Consider the following 23,055-nt stretch of genomic DNA (forward strand, 5'->3'; position numbering starts at 1 on the left):
AATCGATAACATCGCGCCCGGAGCAAACTGTCAGTAAACTGCGCTCTATCCCCGAACCACTCTTTCTCAGAGGTTTTGCATGACACTCAGTCCTTTTGCGGGCAAACCGGCACCGGCAGAACTGTTGGTCGACATCCCGCGACTGGTAACGGCCTATTACACCGGCCAGCCCGATGCAGCCATCTCTAGCCAGCGCGTCGCCTTTGGCACGTCCGGACACCGAGGTAGCTCGTTCGATCTGAGTTTCAACGAATGGCACGTTCTGGCCATCAGCCAGGCGATCTGCCTGTACCGCGAAGCCCAGGGCATCGACGGTCCATTGTTCGTCGGCATCGACACCCACGCGCTGTCCACACCGGCCGGTGCCAGCGCCCTGGAAGTCCTGGCGGCAAACGGCGTGACGATGATGATCGCCGAAGGCGACGAGTACACGCCGACGCCGGCCATTTCCCACGCGATTCTTTGCTACAACCGCGGGCGCACCTCGGGCCTGGCGGACGGCATCGTCATCACCCCGTCTCACAATCCGCCTCAAAGCGGTGGCTACAAGTACAACCCTACCAACGGCGGCCCGGCCGATACCCACATTACCAAGTGGATCGAAGCCAAGGCCAACGAGCTGCTGGCGGCCAAACTCGCCGGCGTTAAACGCATCAGCTATGAGCAAGCCCTGAAGGCCAGCACCACCCATCGTCACGATTACCTCAACACCTATGTCGCTGACCTGATCAACGTGATCGACTTCGACGCCATCCGCGAGGCGAAGCTGCGTCTGGGTGTCGATCCGCTGGGCGGAGCAGGGGTGCGCTACTGGTCGGCGATTGCCGAGCACTATCGCCTGGACCTGGAGGTGGTGAATAAACAGGTGGACGCAACATTCCGGTTCATGACCGTCGATTGGGACGGGCAGATTCGTATGGACCCATCATCCAGCCACGCCATGCAAGGTTTGATCGGTCTGAAAGAGCGTTTCGACGTAGCCTTTGCCTGTGACCCGGACCATGACCGCCATGGCATCGTGACCCCGTCCGGTGGTTTGCTGGCACCCAACAACTACCTTGCAGTGTCGATCGATTACCTGTTCCAGAACCGCCCGCTGTGGCGCGCCGATGCGGCCGTGGGCAAAACCGTGGTCAGCAGTGGCTTGATCGATCGCGTTGCCAAGCGTCTGGGCCGTCGCCTGTATGAAGTGCCGGTCGGCTTCAAATGGTTTGCCGACGGCCTGTTCGACGGCTCCCTCGGTTTTGGCGGCGAAGAAAGTGCCGGCGCATCGTTCCTGCGCAAGGACGGGAGTGTCTGGTGCACCGACAAGGATGGCTTGATTCCGGCGCTGCTGGCGGCTGAAATGACTGCCCGCACCGGGCGTGACCCAAGTCAGGCCTATCGCGCCTTGACGGATGAACTGGGCGAACCGTTCTCGGTACGGGTCGATGCCAAGGCCAACCCTGAGCAGAAAGCGTTGCTGAGCAAATTGTCGCCAGACCAGGTCACCTCGACTCAACTGGCGGGCGAAGCGATCCAGAGCATCCTCAGCCATGCACCGGGCAACGATCAGGCCATTGGCGGTCTGAAAGTCATGACCGAGAATGGTTGGTTCGCGGCGCGTCCGTCGGGTACTGAAGACATCTACAAGATCTATGCGGAAAGCTTTGTCAGTGACGATCACCTCAAGCAGTTGGTGGCAGAAGCTCAGACACTCGTGGATGGCGCGATCTCTGCGAAGTGATTGAGGGCCCTGTGGCGAGGGAGCTTGCTCCCGCTGGGGCGCGAAGCGGCCCCAAATCGGTTGGCGAGGTGTAACAGGTACACCTCGCCGGTTGGATTACGACTGCTTCGCAGCCGGGCGGGAGCAAGCTCCCTCGCCACAAATGAAAATGAAAAAAGGGGCAACCATCAACGGTTGCCCCTTTTTTGTTCCCACATTTACCCCATCAAGCCTCATCCACCAACACAATCTCACTGTCCTCAATCGCGGTCACGCGCAACACCTGCTCCTCGGCAATCGCGACACCGTCTCGAGCTTGTGCACGTAAGCCGTTGACGTCAATGACCCCAGTGGCTGGAACCAGATAGGCACGACGGCCGCTGTCCAGATGATATTCCGCGGATTCACCAGCCTTCAGGTTCGCCGCTACCAGACGCGCATCGGCGCGAATGTGCAGGCTTTGATCGTCACCGGTCTTGCCGCTGGCCAGGGTTATAAAACCTTCGCGCCCGCCTTTGGGAAATGGCTTGGCACCCCATGACGGTGGCGAACCGGCTTCGTTGGGTATGATCCAGATCTGAAAGATCCGGGTTTCGGTCGCTTCCAGGTTGTATTCGCTGTGGGCGATCCCTGTTCCGGCGCTCATGACTTGTACATCACCTGCTTCGGTGCGGCCCTTGTTGCCGAGGTTGTCCTGGTGAGTAATCGCGCCTTCACGAACATAGGTGATGATTTCCATGTCCCGGTGTGGGTGTTGCGGGAACCCCGTTCCGGGAGCAATCACATCGTCGTTCCACACCCGCAGGTTGCCCCAGTTCATGCGTTTGGGGTCGTAGTACTCGGCGAACGAAAAATGGTGATGGGCATCCAACCAGCCATGGTGTGCGCCACCCAGCGAATTGAAGGGTCTGAGTTCAAGCATGATCGTCTCCTGAAAAGGTTCGTCATGGGGCGGAATGCCTGAGCCACAGACGAGAACCGGTGGTTGATGGCGAGCATGATCCATCAGTCATTCATCGATAAAAAGCGTAAAAAATGCCTCAATACAATCTAATTAGCTGATATTAAATAACCTCGAAACACTCTCAGTGAACCTTCACTTCATCGCATAAGCCAATGACCTATAAGCATTTCACTAGAACTCAACGGCAAATGCAGACACCATAGCCCTCAACAGCCTCACACCCTGGAGTCCGACCGCGTGCCGCAACACACCCCCGATCTTCCTCCCGAACTTCGCCCCTTGGCCGAGATGCCTTTGTTCAAGCGCCTGGCCGCCCGGTTCTTTGGCCACGGCCTTACCCGCCTGCGTGCGCAACACCGCGCGTCCTGGCTGCACGGGCAAGCCGACGGTTTTCGCAGCGGCCACAGCGCCGGGGTGGAGTATGGCTATAAGGAAGGCAAACTCGAGGGGCTGGAAGAAGGTCGACAGGTTCTGTTGATTCGCGACTCACGCTCGACCGAGCATCGACCGCCCAACATCGATGACAATCTGTTCGATGATTGGCGCCTGCCATTGAGTGCAGAGCTGAAGAAGCGCATGAAGGCCGACGTGGCGCGGCTGTTGCCCGCGCATGCCCAGCCGAGCGCTGCCCAGTGGAAGATGATTTTCAGCGATACACCCTCGACCTCGGTGATCGCGGGGGCAGGTGCGGGCAAATCGACTACCCTGGTGCTGCGAATTCTACTGCTCAGTCATTACCTGGGGTTTGAGCTGAGCTCGATGACTGTGGTGACCTTCACCCGCGAATCGCGCAAGGACTTCATCAACAAGCTGATCGAGCTGTTTGCAGTCTGGGGCCGGGGAATCAGCCTTAAAGAAGCGCGCGATCTGGTGCGCACGTTCCATTCACGCATCCTGCCGATGGTCCGCAGCCTGCCGGGTTTCGAGCGGCTGCAAGCGTTCGAAAACCTCAGTCAGCGCATACAAGGCGGCGATGAGGAGGTCGACAGCAACCCCTTCGATCTGCGCATCAACGACGCCCAGCGCCAGCAACTCAATGCCTGCTATCACAGCCTGTACACCCGCGATGAGCGTTTTCGCGAGTTGATAAAGCCGTTGTCGCGTCACGCCTTGCAGCTCAAGGAACTGGAGCGTGATCACCCGGACGTGCAGAAACGCATGGCGGTGACTGAACTCGCCGCCAAGCGTGATGAAGAACTCTGCGACACCATCGAGGACTTGTGGTTTCGCGCCGGCGCCTGGCCGATAAAAGGCATCGAACCGAAGCGTCAGATCTTCGATATCAACGGTTCGACCTTTCATTGCCACGGCTACATTCCGACGCTGGACGCCTGGGTGGTGCTGGGTTTCGATCCCCGGGAAAATCCACAGGTCAGCCGTCCAAATGCCAAACTTTCAGTGCGTGCAGAATGGGCGGTAAAGCGCACCCTGTTTCAAGCTTTCTGTCGTAAGCCTTTGATATGGCTAGACAGTTATGAGTCTTCAAAACGTGTTTTGGCATCCCTTGCCGGGGATGCCAGCGCCGGGCCGGGCTTCGATTACAAGGTCAAGGGCGAGCTCGGCTCCGCGCCGTTGCTGGACTGTTTTGTCGCAGCGGCCGGGTTTATTGAAAACCTCGGCCTGGATGTGCCGAATGCCGTGGGCCAGATGAGCTTCTCCAAGGATGACCCTGACCGGTTTTTCTTCGAGGCGTTGAGCCTGTTCTGGCGAGCGCTGGAAGATCATCTGCTGGATCAATCGCCACCGGTGATGACTTACAACCGGATGTTTGCCTTGTTCAGCGAGCATTCGCCGGAGAACCTCAAACTGCTGAGCGATGAGCTGCTCAGGCCCATGTCACACTTGATGATTGACGAGTTTCAGGACGTATCACCACAGATCGTTTCGTGGATTCGCGCCAGCCTGGTGGAGATTCGCAGTCGCGGACCGGCCATGCATGTAGGGCGCGGCGCGCAGCGTTCGTCATTGCTTTGCGTCGGTGATGACTGGCAGTCCATTTATGGATGGCGCGGCAGCTCGCCGACTTACTTCATGGAATTCAACAAGGAATTCCCGTCGCCGAGCACGACCAAAGTGATGCTCAGCGACAACTACCGCAGCCATCAGCACATCATCGACGCCGCGGAGCATATTGTCCGTGCGGCGCCGGCGATCGCTGGCAAGAAGGCCAAGGCCAGCGGCGAACCAAAGGTATTGCTGCCGGTGAATGTGCTCGATCGGGATGACCAGGGCTTGGCCCAGCGCCTCATCGAACATTACCGAAAGGGTGATTCAATCTTGATGCTTTATCGAAAAAGCAGCGATAAGTCATTGATTGAAGAGCATATTCGGTCTGTAGTTAATGTGGATTCGAGCTTGCCCTACGACGCTCGACGGCTCAAACAACTGACCTATCACAGCGCCAAGGGCCTGCAGGCTGATGCGGTATTTCTGCTGGGCGATTGCCAGCACCTGACCAGTTCACCCTACAAGAACCAGGTCTATCGCATGGCCGGACTCGGCAAGGCTGGCGACAGCGAGCCTTACGACAGCGCACAAAAAGACGAGATTCTGCGACTGGCCTACGTGGGCATCACCCGGGCCGTGAGCCATTGCTACTGGTACGTCGATGGCCAGGATACCTCGGCTGCGAATATGCCCAAGGCTTCCGACCGGATCGGCAAGGGCAAGGCGTTTTTCGCTGATCACCGCCAGGGAAAAGTGCCAGCCTGACTTTTAAGAGCGTCTTGAGCAGGAAACCTGTGGCGAGGGAGCTTGCTCCCGCTTGAGTGCATAGCACTCACAAAAAAATGGGCGCTTGTCGAATTTTTGGGGCCGCTACGCGACCCAGCGCGAGCAAGCTCGCTCGCCACAAAGGCAGGCATGGCTGAGGAGGTACCGACTGGCTGCGAAAAGTTGCGGGGGGCGCAATCCCGGCCTATGGTCCAAGGCGAGGCTTTGCTTGCGACTGGCGCGCAATGATTCGCCGCAGGTCGCTGTCCTTCCAATGCGGATACATGCAGCGAGGTGACGAACATGCCGAACGACTCCCGTCCTGCCGTGCTCGAATTGATCGGCAATACGCCCCTGGTGCGTGTCAGCCGTTTCGATACCGGCCCCTGTACGCTGTTTCTCAAACTCGAATCACAGAACCCCGGCGGCTCGATCAAGGATCGCATCGGTCTGGCAATGATCGACGCCGCCGAGCGCGATGGCCGCCTGAGACCCGGTGGCACCATCGTCGAGGCCACCGCCGGCAACACCGGTCTGGGCCTGGCCCTGGTCGGCCGGGCCAAGGGTTATCGGGTGGTGTTGGTGGTGCCGGACAAAATGTCCACCGAGAAGGTTCTGCACCTCAAGGCCATGGGCGCCGAGGTGCACATCACGCGTTCCGATGTCGGCAAAGGTCATCCCGATTATTACCAGGACGTCGCTGCGCGGTTGGCGCGGGACATTCCCGACGCCTTCTTCGCCGATCAATTCAACAACCCGGCCAACCCGCTGGCCCATGAGTGCAGTACCGCTCCGGAGATCTGGGCGCAGACTCAGCATGATGTGGATGCCATCGTTGTCGGCGTCGGTTCGGCCGGCACGTTGACCGGGCTGACCCGTTTCTTTCAGCGCGTACAACCGAACCTGGAAATGGTGCTGGCCGATCCGGTCGGCTCGGTGATGGCCGAATACAGCCGCAGCGGCACCCTGGGTACGCCCGGTTCCTGGGCGGTGGAGGGCATTGGCGAAGACTTCATTCCGTCGATTGCCGACCTGTCCAGCGTGCGCAAGGCTTATTCGATCAGCGATGAGGAAAGCTTCGATCATGCCCGCCAACTGCTGCGCGCCGAAGGCATTCTCGGCGGCTCTTCGACCGGCACGTTACTGGCGGCGGCGCTGCGTTACTGCCGCGAACAAACCGAGCCGAAGCGGGTGGTCAGTTTCGTCTGCGACACCGGCACCCGTTACCTGTCGAAGGTCTATAACGACCAGTGGATGAACGATCAGGGGCTGCTGGCGCGCAAGCGTTACGGTGATTTGCGAGACTTGATCGCGCGGCGTTTCGAGGATGGCCGGGTGGTCAGCGTGGGGCCGGACGACACCTTGCTCACCGCGTTCCAGCGCATGCGCCTGGCGGATGTGTCGCAACTGCCGGTGCTGGTGGACGGGCAGCGGCTGGTCGGCGTGATCGATGAGTCCGACATTCTGTTTGGCGTGCACGAAGACGCTACGCACTTTCGCATGACCGTGACCAGCGCCATGACGGACAAGCTCGAAACCCTGCCTCCCGGCGCCAGTCTTGCTGAGCTGGAGGCGGTGCTCGATCGTGGGTTGGTGGCGATCATCGCCGACACTTCGGGCTTCCACGGGCTGATTACTCGGGTCGACATGCTCAATCACTTGCGGAGATCCCTCGCATGAGTCAGCACGATGAAACCGCCAAACCACGTGCCTTCGCCACCCGTGTGATCCATGCCGGACAGACGCCGGACCCTTCAACCGGGGCGCTGATGCCGCCGATTTACGCCAACTCCACCTATCTGCAACAGAGCCCCGGTGTGCATAAGGGCTTCGACTACGGGCGTTCGCACAACCCGACGCGCTTTGCGCTGGAGCGTTGCGTGGCGGATCTCGAGGGCGGTACCCGGGCCTTCGCCTTCGCTTCCGGGCTGGCGGCGATTGCCAACGTGCTCGAACTGCTCGACGTCGGCGCCCACATTGTCTCGGGCAATGACCTGTACGGCGGCACATTCCGGCTGTTCGACAAGGTGCGCCGGCGCAGTGCCGGGCATCGTTTCAGTTTTGTCGATCTGACCGATCTGGCGGCCTTCGAAGCGGCGCTGCAGGATGACACGCGGATGGTCTGGGTCGAGACGCCGAGCAATCCTTTGCTGAGCCTCACGGATCTCGCCGCCGTCGCGCGTGTCTGTCGTCAGCGAGGCATCATCTGTGTGGCCGACAATACCTTCGCCAGCCCATGGATACAGCGGCCGTTGGAGCTGGGTTTCGATATCGTGCTGCACTCGACGACCAAGTACCTGAACGGTCACTCCGACGTGATCGGTGGCATCGCGGTAGTCGGACAAAACGCAGAGCTGGCCGAGCGGCTGGGTTTTCTGCAGAACGCGGTGGGGGCTATTGCAGGGCCGTTCGACGCTTTTCTCACATTACGCGGCGTGAAGACCCTGGCGCTGCGCATGGAACGCCACTGCAGCAACGCGCTGGAGCTGGCGCAATGGCTGGAGCGTCAGCCGCAGGTGGCGCGCGTTTACTATCCAGGCCTGCCATCGCACCCGCAGCACGAATTGGCGCGGCGGCAGATGCGTGGTTTCGGCGGGATGATTTCCCTTGATCTGAACTGCGACCTGGCGGGTGCCAAACGTTTCCTCGAGAGTGTGCGGATCTTCGCCCTGGCCGAGAGCCTGGGCGGGGTGGAAAGCCTGATCGAGCACCCGGCGATCATGACCCATGCCAGCATCCCCGTCGAAACCCGGGCACAACTCGGCATCGGCGATGCGCTGGTGCGTTTGTCAGTGGGAGTTGAGGATGTCGAAGACCTGCGTGGCGATCTGGCTCAGGCGTTGATGAGGATTGGTTAAACGTTTAAGCCGCGAGGCAGACTTTGTAGCAGCTGCCTCGCGCTGCTCGGCAGCTGCTACAAAAAGCCCGCTAATTCCATGAGCGGGCTTTTTGTCGGGTGCCGACCATCAGGCATAACTCCTGAGGGCCTGCGGCGGAATGAAGGTTTCCAGCTCATCTTCAACCGCTTCGATAATTCGTTCTACATCCGCCGCATTCATGACCGTTGCGCAAGGAATGCCGGCAATGGCGATCATGGTTTCACCACTGGCGCGGTCGAACAGACGGGCAACCATGCTGCCCGGCGCATCCATGGTCGCTTCGAAACCCATGGGATGAAAATGCCAGCGCATCAGCTGGCAGGCATTTGGAAAAGTGACTTTGCTGAAAGACCCTTTATTCATGTGTTGCCCACCTTATTCATCGAGCGCTTCCTTTAGCTCATGTTAGGAGGGAAGAACCTTCAGTGGTTCAACCGTTGACTGTCTTTAAAAGTAGCATCCAGATGTGAAAATCATGTGGATTTTTTCAGTCCGTTTAGCGATTGGTTCATTTTTTTTGATGCAGATCACGGGATCCCCCTTTTTGGCGACAGGACACCGCGCCGTGGCGACGCAAACTGGCCAGTCGCGTCGCGGGGTTCATGGAAGGCCGGCTATCAAGAACGACGAGCCCGGAAATGCTGGGGAAATTGTTTGCGTAGCGAGCCATGCCGTTGAATGTAGACCGGGTACTAACGCTGGCGTGGAACAAGATTCGGACGGGGCGTTAAAGCCATCCCGAGTACGTCGAGTTCATTTCGGAGCGCGCTTCATACACTCATCCATACCTGTTAGTTCTGACAGTAGAAAACTCGCGATTTGCTTTGTAGTCTGACGCACGCAGACATGACGTCTGTGAAGGAGAGCCGCAATGAAAAAGTCAGATTTCAGAAATTTCGTCGAAGAACAAATCAATATCGCTGCTGGGAGAATCATTGATAAAGGCACCTCATCCGATGGCATCGCTTTAGGACGATTGAATGTATTTCTTGCTTTACGTCGAGCGCTTGACAGCAAGGCAACTCCCGAAGACATCGGGATATTGGGTGCCTTCAACGATGCCTGCCAAAAGTTGGCAGTGCTGGATCCTAACGAGACAATCTTCTCTGGATTGGAAGCCTAGCGGGGACCCTGTGGCGGGAAAGAAGGTTTTCTCGTCACAACTATCACGACTAACTGAACGTTTAATCTGGTTGATGGCAATGTACCAGTACTTGCACTAAATCCTCTGAAAACTGAGACGCAGTCGACTAAAAATAACTCACCAATATTTAATATTTAAATATCAGATTGTCGGACAATCCAATTAAGACCTTCAACTAAAAACTCTATTTCTGCATCGTGCGCACTGTTTGCTGGAGTTCGCCTGAACAACTCAATTTGACGTCAAAAAAAATGTAGACGTTTCATTTCGAATTGTGTCAGTTTTTATACGCCTTCATTGGGCGAGTGATAGGACGATCTCGCCAGAGATTGTCGTATCGGACAAAAACTGTTCCATTGCTAAACAAGGAAGTGTGTTTATGTCGAAAGTAAAAGCCAACGCTATTGATCTTGCCGAACAGGGCTTTGCGCCATTGCAAGCGCTGGGCGCCCCCAGTTCCGCCTACAACCAGATCGATAGTTTCAGCCATCAGTATGATCGGGGTGGCAATCTCACGGTCAATGGCAAACCCTCCTTCTCCGTCGACGAGGCCGCTACCCAGCTGCTGCGTGACGGCGCGGCCTACCAGGACAAGGACGGCAGCGGCAAAATCGAACTCACCTACACGTTCCTGACCTCGGCTTCGTCGAGCACCATGAACAAGCACGGCATCAGCGGGTTCAGTCAGTTCAGCGCGCAACAGAAAGCCCAGGCCGTGCTTGCCATGCAATCCTGGGCCGACGTGGCCAATGTCACCTTTACCGAAAAGTCTTTTGGCGGCGACGGTCACATGACCTTCGGTAACTACAGTAGTGGTCAGGATGGCGCCGCAGCATTCGCCTACCTGCCTGGCACTGGTGCGGGTTATGACGGTACTTCGTGGTATCTGACGGGAAGTGGCTATAACGTCAACAAGACACCGGACCTGAACAACTACGGCCGTCAGACCTTGACCCATGAAATCGGTCACTCTCTGGGCCTGGCTCACCCTGGCGACTACAACGCCGGTGAAGGCGCGCCGACCTACAACGACGCGACCTACGGCGAGGACACCCGCGGTTACAGCGTCATGAGTTACTGGAGCGAGAGCAATACCGACCAGAACTTCAGCAAAAGTGGTGTGGAAGCCTATGCGTCCGGCCCGCTGATGGACGATATTGCCGCCATCCAGAAACTCTACGGTGCCAACACCACCACCCGTACCGGTGATACCACCTACGGCTTCAACTCCAACGCCGGTCGCGACTTCCTGAGCGCGTCTTCGTCGTCGGACAAAGTCGTGTTCTCGGTCTGGGATGCGGGCGGCAAGGACACCCTGGATTTCTCCGGTTTTACCCAAAACCAGAAGATCAACCTCAATGAAGCCTCGTTCTCCGACGTTGGCGGCATGGTGGGCAACGTGTCCATTGCCAAGGGCGTCACCGTCGAGAACGCGATGGGCGGTTCGGGTAGCGACCTGCTGATCGGCAACAGCGTGGCCAACGAACTGAAGGGCGGTGCCGGCAACGACATCCTCTTCGGCGCGGGTGGTTCGGACAAACTGTGGGGCGGTTCGGGTTCGGACACCTTTGTGTTCGCGGCCAGCAGCGACTCCAAACCAGGTGCGGTCGACCAGATCCTCGATTTTGTCAGTGGCCTGGACAAAATCGATCTGACCGGCATCACCAACGGCGCGGGCCTGCACTTCGTCAACTCGTTCACCGGTGCGGCAGGCGATGCAGTGTTGACCACTTCGGGCGGTAACAGCCTGTTGTCGGTGGACTTCTCCGGGCACGGCGTGGCTGATTTCCTGGTCAGCACCGTTGGCCAGGCGGCGTTCTCGGACATCGTGGCCTGATTCAAGGCAAAAAGGAGGGCGGCGCTTGAGGCGCCGCTCTCTGTCCTTTGAACGGCAAGTGTTATGAGTAAGGCTACAACCATGAGTAAAACGCCCTATGATCCAGAACGCTTTTACTTGCAAAACAACCGCGTGGCTGTTGGCGACGCTGATGATGTTTCTTGGAGAGGTAGCCATGGCACGCAGTCTTAAATTAGCCGACCCGTCGGAACTCGCCGGGAAATGGCAGGCCACCTTGAACACCGCGCAAGACTCGCCCGAGTCCCAGGCGCTACAAGACAAACCGTCGAATGTTTGCTCGATCGAGTTCAAATTGAACCAGACCCTGGGTGAGGGTGCCGAGTGCCTCGGTGCCTGGCTGAACGATTCGGCGATTGGCTGGTTCCCGGAACCGGATGGCATTGCCGTGACCGGTAGAGAAGGCTCAAGAATTGTGTTTTTCAGCCGACTGCGTGAGGGGCTTTATAAAAGCACCTTGAAGTCAGGTCTGATCATTACGCTCGAGCGCACTGCGCATTAAGTAAAGAGTGCCTGGCTGGATATAAAAATAGTTATTGCCGTTATAAGCAGCCAATCAATAGCCGAAACTCTTTGAAGAACTCAAAGGGTTGTTATTGATGTGCAAAGCGATCACCGGCAAAAGAATGTCTCGACCCATGTGCGAACAGTTAATCGCAACCTCGCCAAGTAAGGCGAGGATTAATACCTCAGGAAAAACCAATGAAGATGGCGAAGAGCCCGGCCACCGCACCGTTGTTCAAGGCACTGGGCGACTATAAAAGCATCCTGATCAGCGTCGGGTGTTTTACCGCACTGATTAATGTGCTGATGTTGGTCCCGTCAATTTATATGCTGCAGGTCTATGACCGAGTACTGTCTTCGCAAAACGAAACCACCCTGGCGATGTTGTCGTTGATGGTGGTCGGGTTCTTCGCTTTCATCGGTTTGCTGGAAATCGTGCGCAGCTTCATTGTCATCCGTATCGGCAGCCAACTGGAGCGCCGCTTCAACCTGCGGGTATATCAAGCTGCTTTCGAGCGCAATCTGTTCAAGGGCGAGGGCAACGCGGGGCAATCCCTGGGCGACCTGACCCATATTCGCCAATTCGTCACCGGCCCGGCGCTGTTTGCCTTCTTCGACGCACCGTGGTTTCCGGTCTATCTGTTTGTGATCTTTCTGTTCAACGTCTGGCTCGGCGTATTGGCCACCGCAGGCGCGGTACTGCTGATCGGGCTGGCCTGCCTCAACGAGGCGATGACCAAAAAGCCCTTGGGCGAAGCCGCGGGGTTCTCCCAGAAGTCCAGCCAACTGGCCACCAGTCACCTGCATAACGCCGAGACCATTCAAGCCATGGGCATGCTCGGTGTCTTGCGCAAGCGCTGGTTTGAAGTGCATTCGCGTTTTCTCGGCTTGCAGAATCAGGCCAGCGATACCGGCGCGGTCATCAGTTCCTTGAGCAAAACCCTGCGCCTGTGCCTGCAATCCCTGGTGCTGGGGTTGGGCGCGTTGCTGGTGATCCAGGGTGACATGACCGCCGGGATGATGATCGCAGGTTCCATCTTGATGGGCCGGGTACTGAGCCCCATCGATCAGTTGATCGCCGTGTGGAAACAGTGGAGCGGCGCCAAACTCGCTTACCGCCGTCTCGACGCCTTGCTGCAAGCCTACCCGCCGACCGACGAGGCCATGGCGCTGCCGGCGCCGAAAGGCCAGATCACCTTCGAACAAGTCAGCGCCGGCCCGCCCGGGCAACGGGCCGCGACCTTGCACATGGTCAATTTCAACCTGGGCGCCGGGGAAGTGCTGGGCGTGCTCGGGGCTTCCGGCTCGGGTAAATCGACCCTGGCCCGGGTGCTGGTCGGCGTCTGGCCGACGCTCGGCGGCACGGTGCGCCTGGATGGCGCGGACATTCATCGCTGGAACCGCGACGACCTGGGCCCCTACATCGGTTATCTGCCCCAGGACATCGAATTGTTCAGCGGCAGCATCGCCGAAAACATCGCTCGATTCCGTGAGGCGGATCCGCAAAAAGTCGTCGAAGCCGCGCAACAGGCCGGCGTTCATGAATTGATTCTGCGCATGCCGCAGGGCTACGACACCGTGCTGGGCGAGGATGGCAGCGGTTTGTCCGGCGGCCAGAAACAACGTGTGGCCCTGGCTCGTGCGCTGTATGGCCACCCGAGCCTGGTGGTGCTGGATGAACCGAACTCCAACCTCGACACCGTCGGCGAAGCGGCACTGGCCGGCGCTATCGCGCAAATGAAAGCCCAGGGCACCAGCGTGATTCTGGTGACCCATCGTTCTTCGGCCCTGGCCCAGGCCGACAAATTGCTGGTGCTCAACGAAGGTCGCTTGCAGGCCTTCGGCCCAAGCCAGGAGGTGCTCAAGGCGCTTGCCGGTAACCCGTCAGGCGCCCAGGAACAGCAACGTGAAAAACCTGCGCAGGCACCGGGCGGGCTCAGCATGAGCCGGCAGTATCAGCCCACGACAAGGAATTCGGGTGTATGAGTAGCACACGCATGAACGACGACAGCGAAGCGACGATGGAACACGACTACATCGCCGAACGCCCTGAGCGCGACGCGCGTTTCTTCGCCCGCATGGGCTGGATTCTGGCGATTGTCGGTGCCGGCAGTTTCTTCACGTGGGCGAGTCTCGCGCCGCTCGATCAAGGCATTCCGGTGCAGGGGACCGTGGTGGTCTCGGGCAAGCGCAAAGCTGTGCAATCGATGAGCAGCGGTGTGATCAGCCAGATTCTGGTGCGCGAAGGCCAAGTGGTGAAGCAAGGCCAGCCGCTGTTCCGCCTCGACCAGACCCAGGTCGCGGCCGACGTGCAATCGCTGCAAGCGCAATACCGCATGGCATGGGCCAGCCTGGCGCGCTGGCAGAGCGAACGGGACAACCTCAAGCAGGTGAATTTTCCCGCCGAACTGAGCAACGATCCTGACCCGCGCCTGGCCCTGGTGCTTGAAGGCCAACGGCAATTATTCAGCAGCCGTCGCGAAGCGTTTTCCCGTGAACAAGCGGCCCTGCGCGCGAACATCGAAGGCGCCAGCGCGCAACTGGCCGGCATGCGCCGCGCGCGCACCGACCTGACGGCCCAGGCCAGTTCCCTGCAACAACAGCTGAGCAATCTTCAGCCCTTGGCGGACAACGGCTACATCCCGCGCAACCGCTTGATGGATTACCAGCGTCAGTTGTCACAAGTGCAGCAACAGCTAGCCGAAAACACCGGCGAAAGCGGCCGTGTGGAGCAGGGCATCCTGGAATCCCGCCTGAAACTGCAACAGCACAGCGAGGAATACCAGAAGGAAGTCCGTAGCCAACTGGCCGAGGCGCAACTCAAAAGCGTGACCCTGGAAGAGCAATTGACTTCCGCCGGCTTCGACCTGCAACACAGCGAAATCATCGCCACCGCCGACGGGATCGCCGTCAACCTTGGGGTTCACACCGAAGGCGCGGTGGTGCGTCAGGGCGACACGCTGCTGGAGATCGTCCCGCAAGGCACCCGCCTGGAAGTGGAGGGGCACCTGCCGATCAACCTGATCGACAAAGTCGGCACGCACTTGCCGGTGGACATTCTGTTCACCGCGTTCAACCAGAGCCGTACCCCGCGAGTCCCCGGCGAAGTCAGCCTGATCTCCGCCGACCAGATGGTTGATGAGAAAACCGGCGTGCCGTACTACGTGCTGCGCAGCAGCGTCAGTGACCAGGCCATGGAACAACTCAACGGCCTGGTGATCAAGCCTGGCATGCCGGCGGAAATGTTCGTGCGTACCGGTGAACGTTCACTCCTCAACTATTTGTTCAAACCGCTGCTCGACCGGGCAGGCTCCGCGTTGACCGAGGAATAAGGATGTTCGGCTGTATGAATAAGTTTTTCGCAGCGACCCTGGCATTGCTGACGTGCGACAGCGCGATGGCCATGGGGCCGTTCGACATTTATGAGCAAGCGTTACGCAATGATCCGGTGTTTCTCGGTGCCATCAAGGAGCGTGACGCGGGCCTTGAAAACCGCGCCATCGGCCGCGCCGGGCTGCTGCCCAGGCTTGGTTACAACTACAACAAGGGGCGTAATGACTCCAAGGTCACTTACCTCAACGATCGCGGAAACCGCCAAAGTGATGACCGCAACTACAGCAGCTACGGCTCGACCCTGACCCTGCAACAGCCGCTGCTCGATTACGAGGCGTATGCGGCGTACCGCAAAGGCGTGGCGCAATCGCTGTTCGCTGACGAAAACTTTCGTGGCAAGAGCCAGGAGCTGCTGGTTCGCGTGCTGGAGAATTACACCAAGGCGCTGTTCGCTCAGGACCAGATTGATATCGCACGGGCCAAGAAAAAAGCCTTCGAGCAGCAGTTTCAGCAGAACGAGCAAATGTTCCGTCAAGGCGAAGGCACGCGCACCGACATCCTCGAAGCCGAGTCACGTTATGAACTGGCGACCGCCGAGGAAATCGAGGCGCACGATGAACAAGATGCAGCCCTGCGTGAGCTGGGCGCGCTGATTGGCGTGCCGGCTATCGACATTGCCGACCTGACGCCACTGGATCAGAACTTCCAGACCTTCACCCTGCAACCGGCCAATTACGATACCTGGCACGAGATGGCAGTGGCCAACAACCCGAACCTGGCCTCCCAGCGTCAGGCAGTGGAAGTGGCGCGCTACGAAGTGGAGCGCAACCGCGCCGGCCACCTGCCAACAGTCAGCGCCTACGCCTCCGTGCGCCAGAACGAATCGGAAAGCGGCAACACCTATAACCAGCGTTATGACACCAACACCATCGGCATCGAAGTCAACGTGCCGCTGTATGCCGGTGGCGGGGTCTCGGCCTCGACCCGGCAGGCCAGCCGCACCATGGAACAGGCCGAGTACGAGCTGGACGGCAAGACCCGGGAAACCTTGATCCAGTTGCGCCGCCAGTTCAGCGCCTGCCTGTCGGGGGTCAATAAATTGCGGGCTTATCAGAAGGCATTGGTGTCGGCGGAAGCGCTGGTGGTCTCGACCAAACAGAGCATTTTGGGCGGGGAACGGGTCAACCTCGATGCGCTGAATGCCGAACAACAACTATTCACCACCCGCCGGGATCTGGCCCAGGCGCGCTACGACTATTTGATGGCCTGGACCAAATTGCACTACTACGCCGGCACCTTGAGCGAGCAGGACCTGGCCAAGGTGGATGAGGCCTTCGGCCAAGGCCCGAACATGGAAAATCGCACATCCCCGTAGGAGCTGCCGAAGGCTGCGATCTTTTGATTTTCCGGCGTCTTTGCTGACGCCAAAAGATCGCAGCCTGCGGCAGCTCCTACAAAAACAAGAAAGCGAGATGTCATCAAGGAACACCGCACATCCCGTAGGAGCTGCCGAAGGCTGCGATCTTTTGATTTTCCGGCGTCTTTGCTGACGCCAAAAGATCGCAGCCTGCGGCAGCTCCTACAAAAACAAGAAAGCGAGATGTCATCAAGGAACACCGCACATCCCCGTAGGAGCTGCCGAAGGCTGCGATCTTTTGATTTTCCGGCGTCTTTGCTGACGCTAAAAGATCGCAGCCTGCGGCAGCTCCTACAAAAACAAGAAAAGCGAGATGTCATGCACATGGACGTACAGATCAAGCCGATGTCGGTCGGCACGCTATTGCTCGTGATTTCATCAGTACCAGGCCCAGCCCAGGCGCTTTACCTGGAAACCGGCAAACCCGGCGACCCCGCCAGTTGGCGCTCGGCAGAATTCCAGCGTGATTGGGGACTGGCGCGCATGCAGGCCGATCAAGCCTATGCCGCTGGCATCACCGGCAAGGGCGTGAAAATCGGCGCGCTGGATTCCGGTTTCGATTCCAGCCATCCCGAATTTACCGCCGATCGTTATCACGCAGTGACCGCCAGCGGCAGCTACGTCGACGGCTCGGCGTTCATCGTCGACGGCACGCTCAACACCAACAACGACTCCCACGGCACCCACGTCACGGGAACCATGGGCGCTTCCCGGGATGGCACCGGGATGCACGGCGTGGCGTACAACGCGCAAATCTACGTCGGCAACACCAACAAGAACGACAGTTTCCTGTTCGGCCCCAGCCCCGACCCGCGCTACTTCAAAGCGGTCTATAACGCCCTGGCGGATGCTGGCGTACGCGCGATCAACAACAGCTGGGGCAGCCAGCCGCCGGACGTCAGCTACCGAACCCTCGACGATCTGCACGCTGCCTACGCCCAGCACTGGAACAAAGGCACCTGGCTCGATGCCGCCGCCGACGTTTCGCGCCGAGGTGTGATCAACGTGTTCAGCGCCGGCAACAGCGGTTATCCGAATGCCAGCGTGCGTTCGGCCTTGCCGTACTTTCAGCCAGACCTGGAAGGCCACTGGCTGGCGGTATCGGGGCTGGATCAAAGCAATCAGCAGAAATACAACCAATGCGGGATCGCCAAGTATTGGTGCATCACCACGCCGGGCGCGAAGATCGACAGCACCATTCCCGGCGGCGGTTACGCGATCAAATCCGGCACCTCCATGGCCGCACCGCATGCCACCGGGGCACTGGCGTTGGTGATGGAGCGCTATCCGTACATGAACAATCAGCAGGCGCTGGAAGTGCTGCTGACCACCGCGACCCAGCTCGACGGCTCGATCACCGACGCGCCGGGTACGCGCATTGGTTGGGGCGTGGCCAACCTCGAACGGGCGATGCGCGGGCCGGGGCAACTGCTCGGGGCGTTCGACGCCAATCTGGGAGCAGGGCAGAGCGATGTCTGGAGCAATGACATTTCAGATAAAGCGCTGATCCAGCGTCAGACCGAAGACGCCGCCGAACGTAGCGCCTGGCAACAGACGTTGAAGGACAAGGGCTGGGAGAGTGGTGTCTCGGCTGGCGCCAGTCAGCAGGATCAGACCGATTATGCGGTGGGCATCGCTCGTGATTCCGCCGCCGCCAATCGAATCTATGAAGGCAGCCTGATCAAGTCCGGTGCCGGGCGGTTGATGCTGACCGGCGACAACACTTACCGAGGTCCGACCACGGTCAACGGCGGTTTGCTGGCGGTGAACGGCTCGCTGACATCGACGGTGACCGTCAATGACAGCGGCACCCTCGGCGGTAACGGACGAATCGCTGCGTTGACCGCCAATCCCGGCGGCACCGTGGCGCCCGGTAATTCCATTGGTACGTTGCAAGTCAGCAGCGACGTGACGTTTGCGCCGGGTTCGACCTACGCCGTCGAACTGTCACCCACCAGCAGCGACCAGATTATTGCCGGCGGTACGGCCACGATCAGCGGCGCCACCGTCAGCCTGTCCCTGGAAAACAGCCCGACCTTGCTCAGCACCCAACAAGTGCAAAGCCTGCAGGGCCATCAGTACAACATCCTGCAAGCGGCGGGCGGCATTCAAGGCCAGTTCGGCGCGGTGCTGCCCAACTACCTGTTCATCGGCGGCAGCCTTGATTACGCCGCGACCGGCATTCAGCTCAGCGTTGAGCGTAACGCCACAACCTTCGCCAGCGTCGGGCAAACACCGAATCAGCGTAATGTCGCGGCCGCTGTGGAAGGGCTTGGCGCGGGTAACGCCGTCTACGAAAGCCTGCTGCTGTCGCCGACCGCCAGTTCCGCGCAACAGGCTTTCCAGCGGTTGTCGGGGGAAATCTACCCGGCGCTGGGCGCGGTGTTGATCAATGACAGTCGTTACCTGCGCGATGCGGTCGGTGAGCGTCTCAACGAAGCCAACGGTTCCCGAAACAACGGCTGGATCAAAGCACTGGGCGCCTGGGGCAAGACCGATGACAGCCACGATACCGCCGGCTACACCACGTCGATTGGCGGTTTGCTGGCCGGTGTCGATGGCGCAGTGGACGATGAAACCCGTGTCGGCTTAGTTGCCGGCTACAGCGATAGCTCGATCAGCATGGGCTCCGGAACTCATTCATCAGCACAAGTCGATAGCTATCACCTGGGCGCCTATGCCGGCCACGAACTGGGCGCCTGGCGTCTGAGTGCCGGCGGCGCCTACAGCTGGCATCGGGCCGACGTCAAACGTGACATGCAATACGGCGACGTCAGTGCCAAACAGAAAGCCAAGGTCGATGCCGCGACTACTCAGGTGTTCAGTGAGGCAGCGTATCGCCTGAACCTGCAAGCACTGGCCTTGGAGCCGTTCGCCAATCTGGCTTACGTACACCTCGACACCGACGGCTTCACCGAAAAAGGTGATGCCGCCTCGCTCAAAAGCAGTGGCGACCGGCGTGACGCGGTACTCAGCACGCTCGGCGTACGCGCACTGAAAACAGTAACGCTGTCCAGCCAGCAACAACTGGACCTGAGCGCCAGCCTCGGCTGGCAGCACAACCTGAGCAACATCGATTCCGAGGAGCACCTGGCGTTTGCCAGCAGTGGCACTGCGTTCGTGGTGCAAAGCTCACCACTGGTTCGCGATGCGGCGCTGGTGAGCGCCCATGCCAGCCTGGCCTTGAGCCGGGATGTTCGGTTGAACCTCGATTACACCGGCCAACTGGCCAGCCGCGAGAAGAGCCACGGCGTCGGGCTGAGTCTCAATTGGCAGTTTTAACGTGTGTGGCGAGGGGGCTTGGCGCAATCCATGTGGGAGCGGGCTTGCTCGCGAAGGCGTTGGAACAGTCAACATTGATGCCGTCTGACACACCGCTTTCGCGAGCAAGCCCGCTCCCACAGGTTCTGGGCCTTGACTGACAGGCATTGGGTAGTCCCCCTCGCCACAAGGATTTTTGCAACACAACTAAGGACGGTAGTTCGATGAATAACAAGTACAACAACCTTGCCTTGCTCTGCGCATTGACCACCCTGGGCACCGCACACGCGGCGCCCTACGTGGAGAACGGCAGGACAGGCGATCCCGATAGCTGGCGCAGCACAGAGTTCAATGCCGACTGGGGCCTGGGGGCGATCAATGCTGAGCAGGCTTACGCCGCCGGCTACACCGGCAAAGGCGTGAAGCTGGGGATTTTTGATCAACCGGTTTACGCCTTGCACCCGGAGTTTTCCGGGGCCAATAAAGTGATCACCCTGGTCACCAGCGGCATCCGCGAATACACCGATCCGTACATTCCGGTCAAGGCCGGGGATGCCTTTCTGTATGACGGTTCGCCCTCGGTGGGCTCCAACGGCAAACTCGGTGCCCACGGCACTCACGTTGGCGGGATCGCCGCGGGCAGTCGCGATGGCGGGCCGATGCACGGCGTTGCTTTTGGCGCACAAATCATCAGCGCCGACAACGGTGACCCGGGCCCGGAAGACGGGATCATTCGCGGCAACGACGGCGCGGTGTACAAGGCCGGTTGGGATGCGCTAATCGCCAGCGGCGCGCGGATCATCAACAACAGTTGGGGCATCGGCATCACGGATCGTTTCGACCTCGGTGGCCGAGACCCGGCGTACCCGCACTTCACCGTGCAGGACGCGCAACTGCAGTTCAACGAGATCCAGACCTTGCTCGGGACTAAACCCGGCGGTGCCTACGACGGCGCCATCGCGGCGGCCCGCAGTGGCATCGTGACCATCTTCGCCGCCGGCAACGACTACAACCTCAACAACCCGGACGCCATCGCCGGCCTTGGCTACTTCGTCCCCGAGATCGCGCCGAACTGGATGACGGTCGCCGCGTTGCAGAGGAACCCGGACACCGGCAGCTCCGATCCTTATAACATCAGTACCTTCTCGTCACGTTGCGGCTACACCGCGAGTTTCTGCGTGTCGGCACCGGGCAGCCGCATCTACAGCTCGATTATCAGCGGCACCAATGCCGATGACCTGACCACCGGCTACGCCAATTACAACGGCACCTCCATGGCGGCGCCGCACGTAGCAGGCTCAGTGGCGGTGTTGATGGAACGCTTCCCGTACATGACCGGCGCGCAAGTCGCTAGCGTGCTGCGCACCACTGCCACCGACCTCGGCGCACCCGGCGTCGATTCGCTGTATGGCTGGGGCATGATCAACCTGCGCAAAGGCATCGATGGCCCGGCCATGTTCGTGACCGAGCAGGACATCCCCGAGGAATTCCGCATCGAAGGCGCCTACGGCTCCAGCCAGTTTGTCGCGGACTTGCCGGGTATCGGCGCGATCATCGACGCCGGCAAACCCACCGAGCGTGTGTGCAATGACGTGCATTGCGGGCTCGACGTCTGGCGCAATGACATTTCCGGTCATGGCGGCCTGACCAAGCAGGGCATCGGCACACTGGTGCTGACCGGCGCCAATACCTACGCCGGCCCGACCCTGGTCAATCAGGGCCGACTGGCGATCAACGGATCGCTGCTGTCGGCCGTCACCGTCAATGACAGCGGGATCCTCGGCGGTAACGGCAGCATCGCGGCGCTGACCGCGAAAAGCGGCGGTACCGTGGCGCCTGGCAACTCCATCGGCACCTTGCAAGTGGCGGGCGACGTGACTTTCGAGCCTGGCTCGACCTACGCCGTAGAGCTGTCGCCCACCAGCAGCGACCAGATCATTGCCAGCGGCAAGGCTGTGATCGAAGGCGCAACAGTGAGCCTGTCCCTGGAAAACAGCCCGACATTGCTGACCACCAGCGAAGCGAAATCCCTGCTCGGCAATCAGTACAACATTCTGCAAGCGGCCGGCGGGATCGAAGGGCGCTTCGGTGCGGTGGTGCCGGATTACCTGTTCCTCGGCGGCACCCTCGACTACTCGGCTGGCGGTATTCAACTGGCGGTGGTGCGCAATGCGACCTCCTTCACCAGCGTGGGCCAAACCCCGAACCAACGCGCCGTGGCCGCTGCCGCCGAGCAGTTGGGCGCAGGCAATCCGCTCTACGAAACCCTGCTGCTGTCGCCGACCGCCGCTGTCGCGCAACAAGCGTTCCAGCAACTCTCGGGGGAGATTCATCCGGCAATCGGCACGCTGCTGATCAACGACAGCCGCTACCTGCGCGATGCGGTTGGCGAGCGTCTGCGTGAGCACGATCTGTTCGACGCCGGGGCACCCACCGATGACCGCAGCAACGCTTGGCTCAAAGTGCTCGGCGCTTGGGGCAAGAGCGATGGCGGGCATGACAACGCCAGTTCCAACAGCTCCATTGGCGGGCTGCTGGCCGGTGTCGATGGCTTGATCACTGAAGATACCCGACTGGGCTTCGTCACCGGTTATAGCGACAGTTCATTGAGCATGGGCGATGGCACGCATTCATCGGCCTCGGTCGACAGCTACCACTTGGGTGCGTACCTGGGCCATGAAATCGACGCGTTGCGCCTGAGCGTCGGCGGCGCTTACAGCTGGCATCGCATCGACGTCAAACGTGACCTGCAATTTAACGGTGTTAGCGGCAAGCAGAAATCCAAGCGCGATGCGACCTCCGCGCAGCTGTTCACCGAAGCGGCGTATCGCCTGGACCTGCAACCGGTCGCTCTGGAGCCGTTTGCCAATCTGGCTTACGTGCACTTGAACACTGAAAGCTTCAGCGAAAAAGGTGATGCCGCCGCGCTCAAGGGCGGTGAAAACAACCGCGACGTGGTGCTTTCGACCCTTGGCCTGCGGGCGAGCAAAGCCATTGCGTTGTCCGACCAGCAACAGCTGGAACTGTCCGGCACGCTCGGCTGGCAGCACAACCTGAGCAACACCCGTTCCGAAGACCACTTGGCCTTCGTCAATGGCAACACCGCGTTCAGCGTGCAAAGCGTGTCCATGGACCGCAATGCCGCGGTGGTCGGTGCCCGTGCCGGATTGGCGCTGGGCAGCGATACCCGTTTGAGCCTGGATTACAACGGGCTGCTCGGCTCCCGGGAAAAAGACCACGGCGTGGGCCTGACCCTGGACTGGCAGTTCTGATTTGACGCA

The 23,055-nt window shown here is 59.6% G+C and carries 14 protein-coding genes; 12 read left to right on the forward strand and 2 right to left on the reverse strand.

Annotated elements, in window-relative coordinates:
• Window positions 1-79 precede the first annotated feature (79 nt).
• Entirely contained in the window at window positions 80-1,726 is a 1,647-nt protein-coding gene (gene pgm, locus ABH909_RS17140) for a phosphoglucomutase (alpha-D-glucose-1,6-bisphosphate-dependent) (protein WP_429435296.1), read from the forward strand.
• 205 nt (window positions 1,727-1,931) lie between these two features.
• Here the strand turns inward: pgm and ABH909_RS17145 are convergent, their stop codons facing one another.
• The gene (locus ABH909_RS17145) at window positions 1,932-2,627 is read right to left on the reverse strand and encodes a pirin family protein (protein ID WP_429435299.1); all 696 of its coding nucleotides are present in this window, start codon (window positions 2,625-2,627) and stop codon (window positions 1,932-1,934) included.
• A gap of 279 nt (window positions 2,628-2,906) precedes the next feature.
• On the opposite strand from ABH909_RS17145, the gene ABH909_RS17150 reads away from it, so the two are divergent.
• The 3 genes from ABH909_RS17150 (at window position 2,907) to ABH909_RS17160 (ending at window position 8,239) form a co-directional block, all read left to right on the forward strand.
• Complete coding sequence (locus ABH909_RS17150; RefSeq protein ID WP_429435302.1) at window positions 2,907-5,381, forward strand: UvrD-helicase domain-containing protein; 2,475 nt, start codon at window positions 2,907-2,909, stop codon at window positions 5,379-5,381.
• Between the two features lie 303 nt (window positions 5,382-5,684).
• A complete protein-coding gene (locus tag ABH909_RS17155; RefSeq protein ID WP_429435305.1) occupies window positions 5,685-7,061 on the forward strand; it encodes a pyridoxal-phosphate dependent enzyme in 1,377 nt (458 codons plus the stop codon).
• Window positions 7,058-8,239, forward strand: a complete 1,182-nt coding sequence (locus ABH909_RS17160; RefSeq protein WP_429435307.1) for a cystathionine gamma-synthase — start codon at window positions 7,058-7,060, stop codon at window positions 8,237-8,239. The genes ABH909_RS17155 and ABH909_RS17160 overlap by 4 nt, the downstream gene beginning before the upstream one ends.
• A gap of 108 nt (window positions 8,240-8,347) precedes the next feature.
• Here ABH909_RS17160 and ABH909_RS17165 read toward each other — a convergent pair whose 3' ends face one another.
• Window positions 8,348-8,623: a DUF1652 domain-containing protein gene (locus tag ABH909_RS17165; protein ID WP_095631396.1), complete on the reverse strand. Its 276-nt coding sequence runs from the start codon at window positions 8,621-8,623 to the stop codon at window positions 8,348-8,350.
• A gap of 508 nt (window positions 8,624-9,131) precedes the next feature.
• Between ABH909_RS17165 and ABH909_RS17170 the strand changes: the two genes are divergently transcribed.
• From ABH909_RS17170 to ABH909_RS17205, 8 genes are all read left to right on the forward strand, one after another.
• A complete protein-coding gene (locus tag ABH909_RS17170; protein ID WP_429435310.1) occupies window positions 9,132-9,383 on the forward strand; it encodes a hypothetical protein in 252 nt (83 codons plus the stop codon).
• Window positions 9,384-9,783: 400 nt separating this feature from the next.
• Window positions 9,784-11,241: a serralysin family metalloprotease gene (locus ABH909_RS17175; protein WP_429435313.1), complete on the forward strand. Its 1,458-nt coding sequence runs from the start codon at window positions 9,784-9,786 to the stop codon at window positions 11,239-11,241.
• A gap of 97 nt (window positions 11,242-11,338) precedes the next feature.
• Window positions 11,339-11,761 (forward strand): AprI/Inh family metalloprotease inhibitor, encoded by a 423-nt coding sequence (locus tag ABH909_RS17180; protein WP_429435315.1) that lies wholly within the window; start codon window positions 11,339-11,341, stop codon window positions 11,759-11,761.
• A 200-nt stretch (window positions 11,762-11,961) separates the two neighbouring features.
• Window positions 11,962-13,749: a type I secretion system permease/ATPase gene (locus ABH909_RS17185; protein ID WP_429435318.1), complete on the forward strand. Its 1,788-nt coding sequence runs from the start codon at window positions 11,962-11,964 to the stop codon at window positions 13,747-13,749.
• Complete coding sequence (locus ABH909_RS17190) at window positions 13,746-15,095, forward strand: HlyD family type I secretion periplasmic adaptor subunit (RefSeq protein ID WP_429435321.1); 1,350 nt, start codon at window positions 13,746-13,748, stop codon at window positions 15,093-15,095. Before ABH909_RS17185 ends, ABH909_RS17190 begins: the two co-directional genes overlap by 4 nt.
• 2 nt (window positions 15,096-15,097) lie before the next feature.
• Complete coding sequence (locus tag ABH909_RS17195) at window positions 15,098-16,471, forward strand: TolC family outer membrane protein (RefSeq protein WP_429435323.1); 1,374 nt, start codon at window positions 15,098-15,100, stop codon at window positions 16,469-16,471.
• A 366-nt stretch (window positions 16,472-16,837) separates the two neighbouring features.
• On the forward strand, window positions 16,838-19,795 hold the full coding sequence (locus ABH909_RS17200) for an autotransporter domain-containing protein (protein ID WP_429439954.1): 2,958 nt from the start codon (window positions 16,838-16,840) through the stop codon (window positions 19,793-19,795).
• Window positions 19,796-19,998: 203 nt separating this feature from the next.
• Complete coding sequence (locus tag ABH909_RS17205; protein ID WP_429435326.1) at window positions 19,999-23,046, forward strand: autotransporter domain-containing protein; 3,048 nt, start codon at window positions 19,999-20,001, stop codon at window positions 23,044-23,046.
• Window positions 23,047-23,055: the final 9 nt, after the last annotated feature.

The sequence above is a fragment of the Pseudomonas sp. BS3782 TE3695 genome, from assembly GCF_050435305.1.
GTDB lineage: Bacteria > Pseudomonadota > Gammaproteobacteria > Pseudomonadales > Pseudomonadaceae > Aquipseudomonas.

Coding starts and splice junctions, on each gene's coding strand:
- pgm (WP_429435296.1), top strand. CDS start 80: ATGACACTCAGTCCTTTTGCGGGCAAACCGGCACCGGCAGAACTGTTG.
- ABH909_RS17145 (WP_429435299.1), bottom strand. CDS start 2,627: ATGCTTGAACTCAGACCCTTCAATTCGCTGGGTGGCGCACACCATGGC.
- ABH909_RS17155 (WP_429435305.1), top strand. CDS start 5,685: ATGCCGAACGACTCCCGTCCTGCCGTGCTCGAATTGATCGGCAATACG.
- ABH909_RS17160 (WP_429435307.1), top strand. CDS start 7,058: ATGAGTCAGCACGATGAAACCGCCAAACCACGTGCCTTCGCCACCCGT.
- ABH909_RS17165 (WP_095631396.1), bottom strand. CDS start 8,623: ATGAATAAAGGGTCTTTCAGCAAAGTCACTTTTCCAAATGCCTGCCAG.
- ABH909_RS17170 (WP_429435310.1), top strand. CDS start 9,132: ATGAAAAAGTCAGATTTCAGAAATTTCGTCGAAGAACAAATCAATATC.
- ABH909_RS17175 (WP_429435313.1), top strand. CDS start 9,784: ATGTCGAAAGTAAAAGCCAACGCTATTGATCTTGCCGAACAGGGCTTT.
- ABH909_RS17180 (WP_429435315.1), top strand. CDS start 11,339: ATGATCCAGAACGCTTTTACTTGCAAAACAACCGCGTGGCTGTTGGCG.
- ABH909_RS17185 (WP_429435318.1), top strand. CDS start 11,962: ATGAAGATGGCGAAGAGCCCGGCCACCGCACCGTTGTTCAAGGCACTG.
- ABH909_RS17190 (WP_429435321.1), top strand. CDS start 13,746: ATGAGTAGCACACGCATGAACGACGACAGCGAAGCGACGATGGAACAC.
- ABH909_RS17195 (WP_429435323.1), top strand. CDS start 15,098: ATGTTCGGCTGTATGAATAAGTTTTTCGCAGCGACCCTGGCATTGCTG.
- ABH909_RS17200 (WP_429439954.1), top strand. CDS start 16,838: ATGGACGTACAGATCAAGCCGATGTCGGTCGGCACGCTATTGCTCGTG.
- ABH909_RS17205 (WP_429435326.1), top strand. CDS start 19,999: ATGAATAACAAGTACAACAACCTTGCCTTGCTCTGCGCATTGACCACC.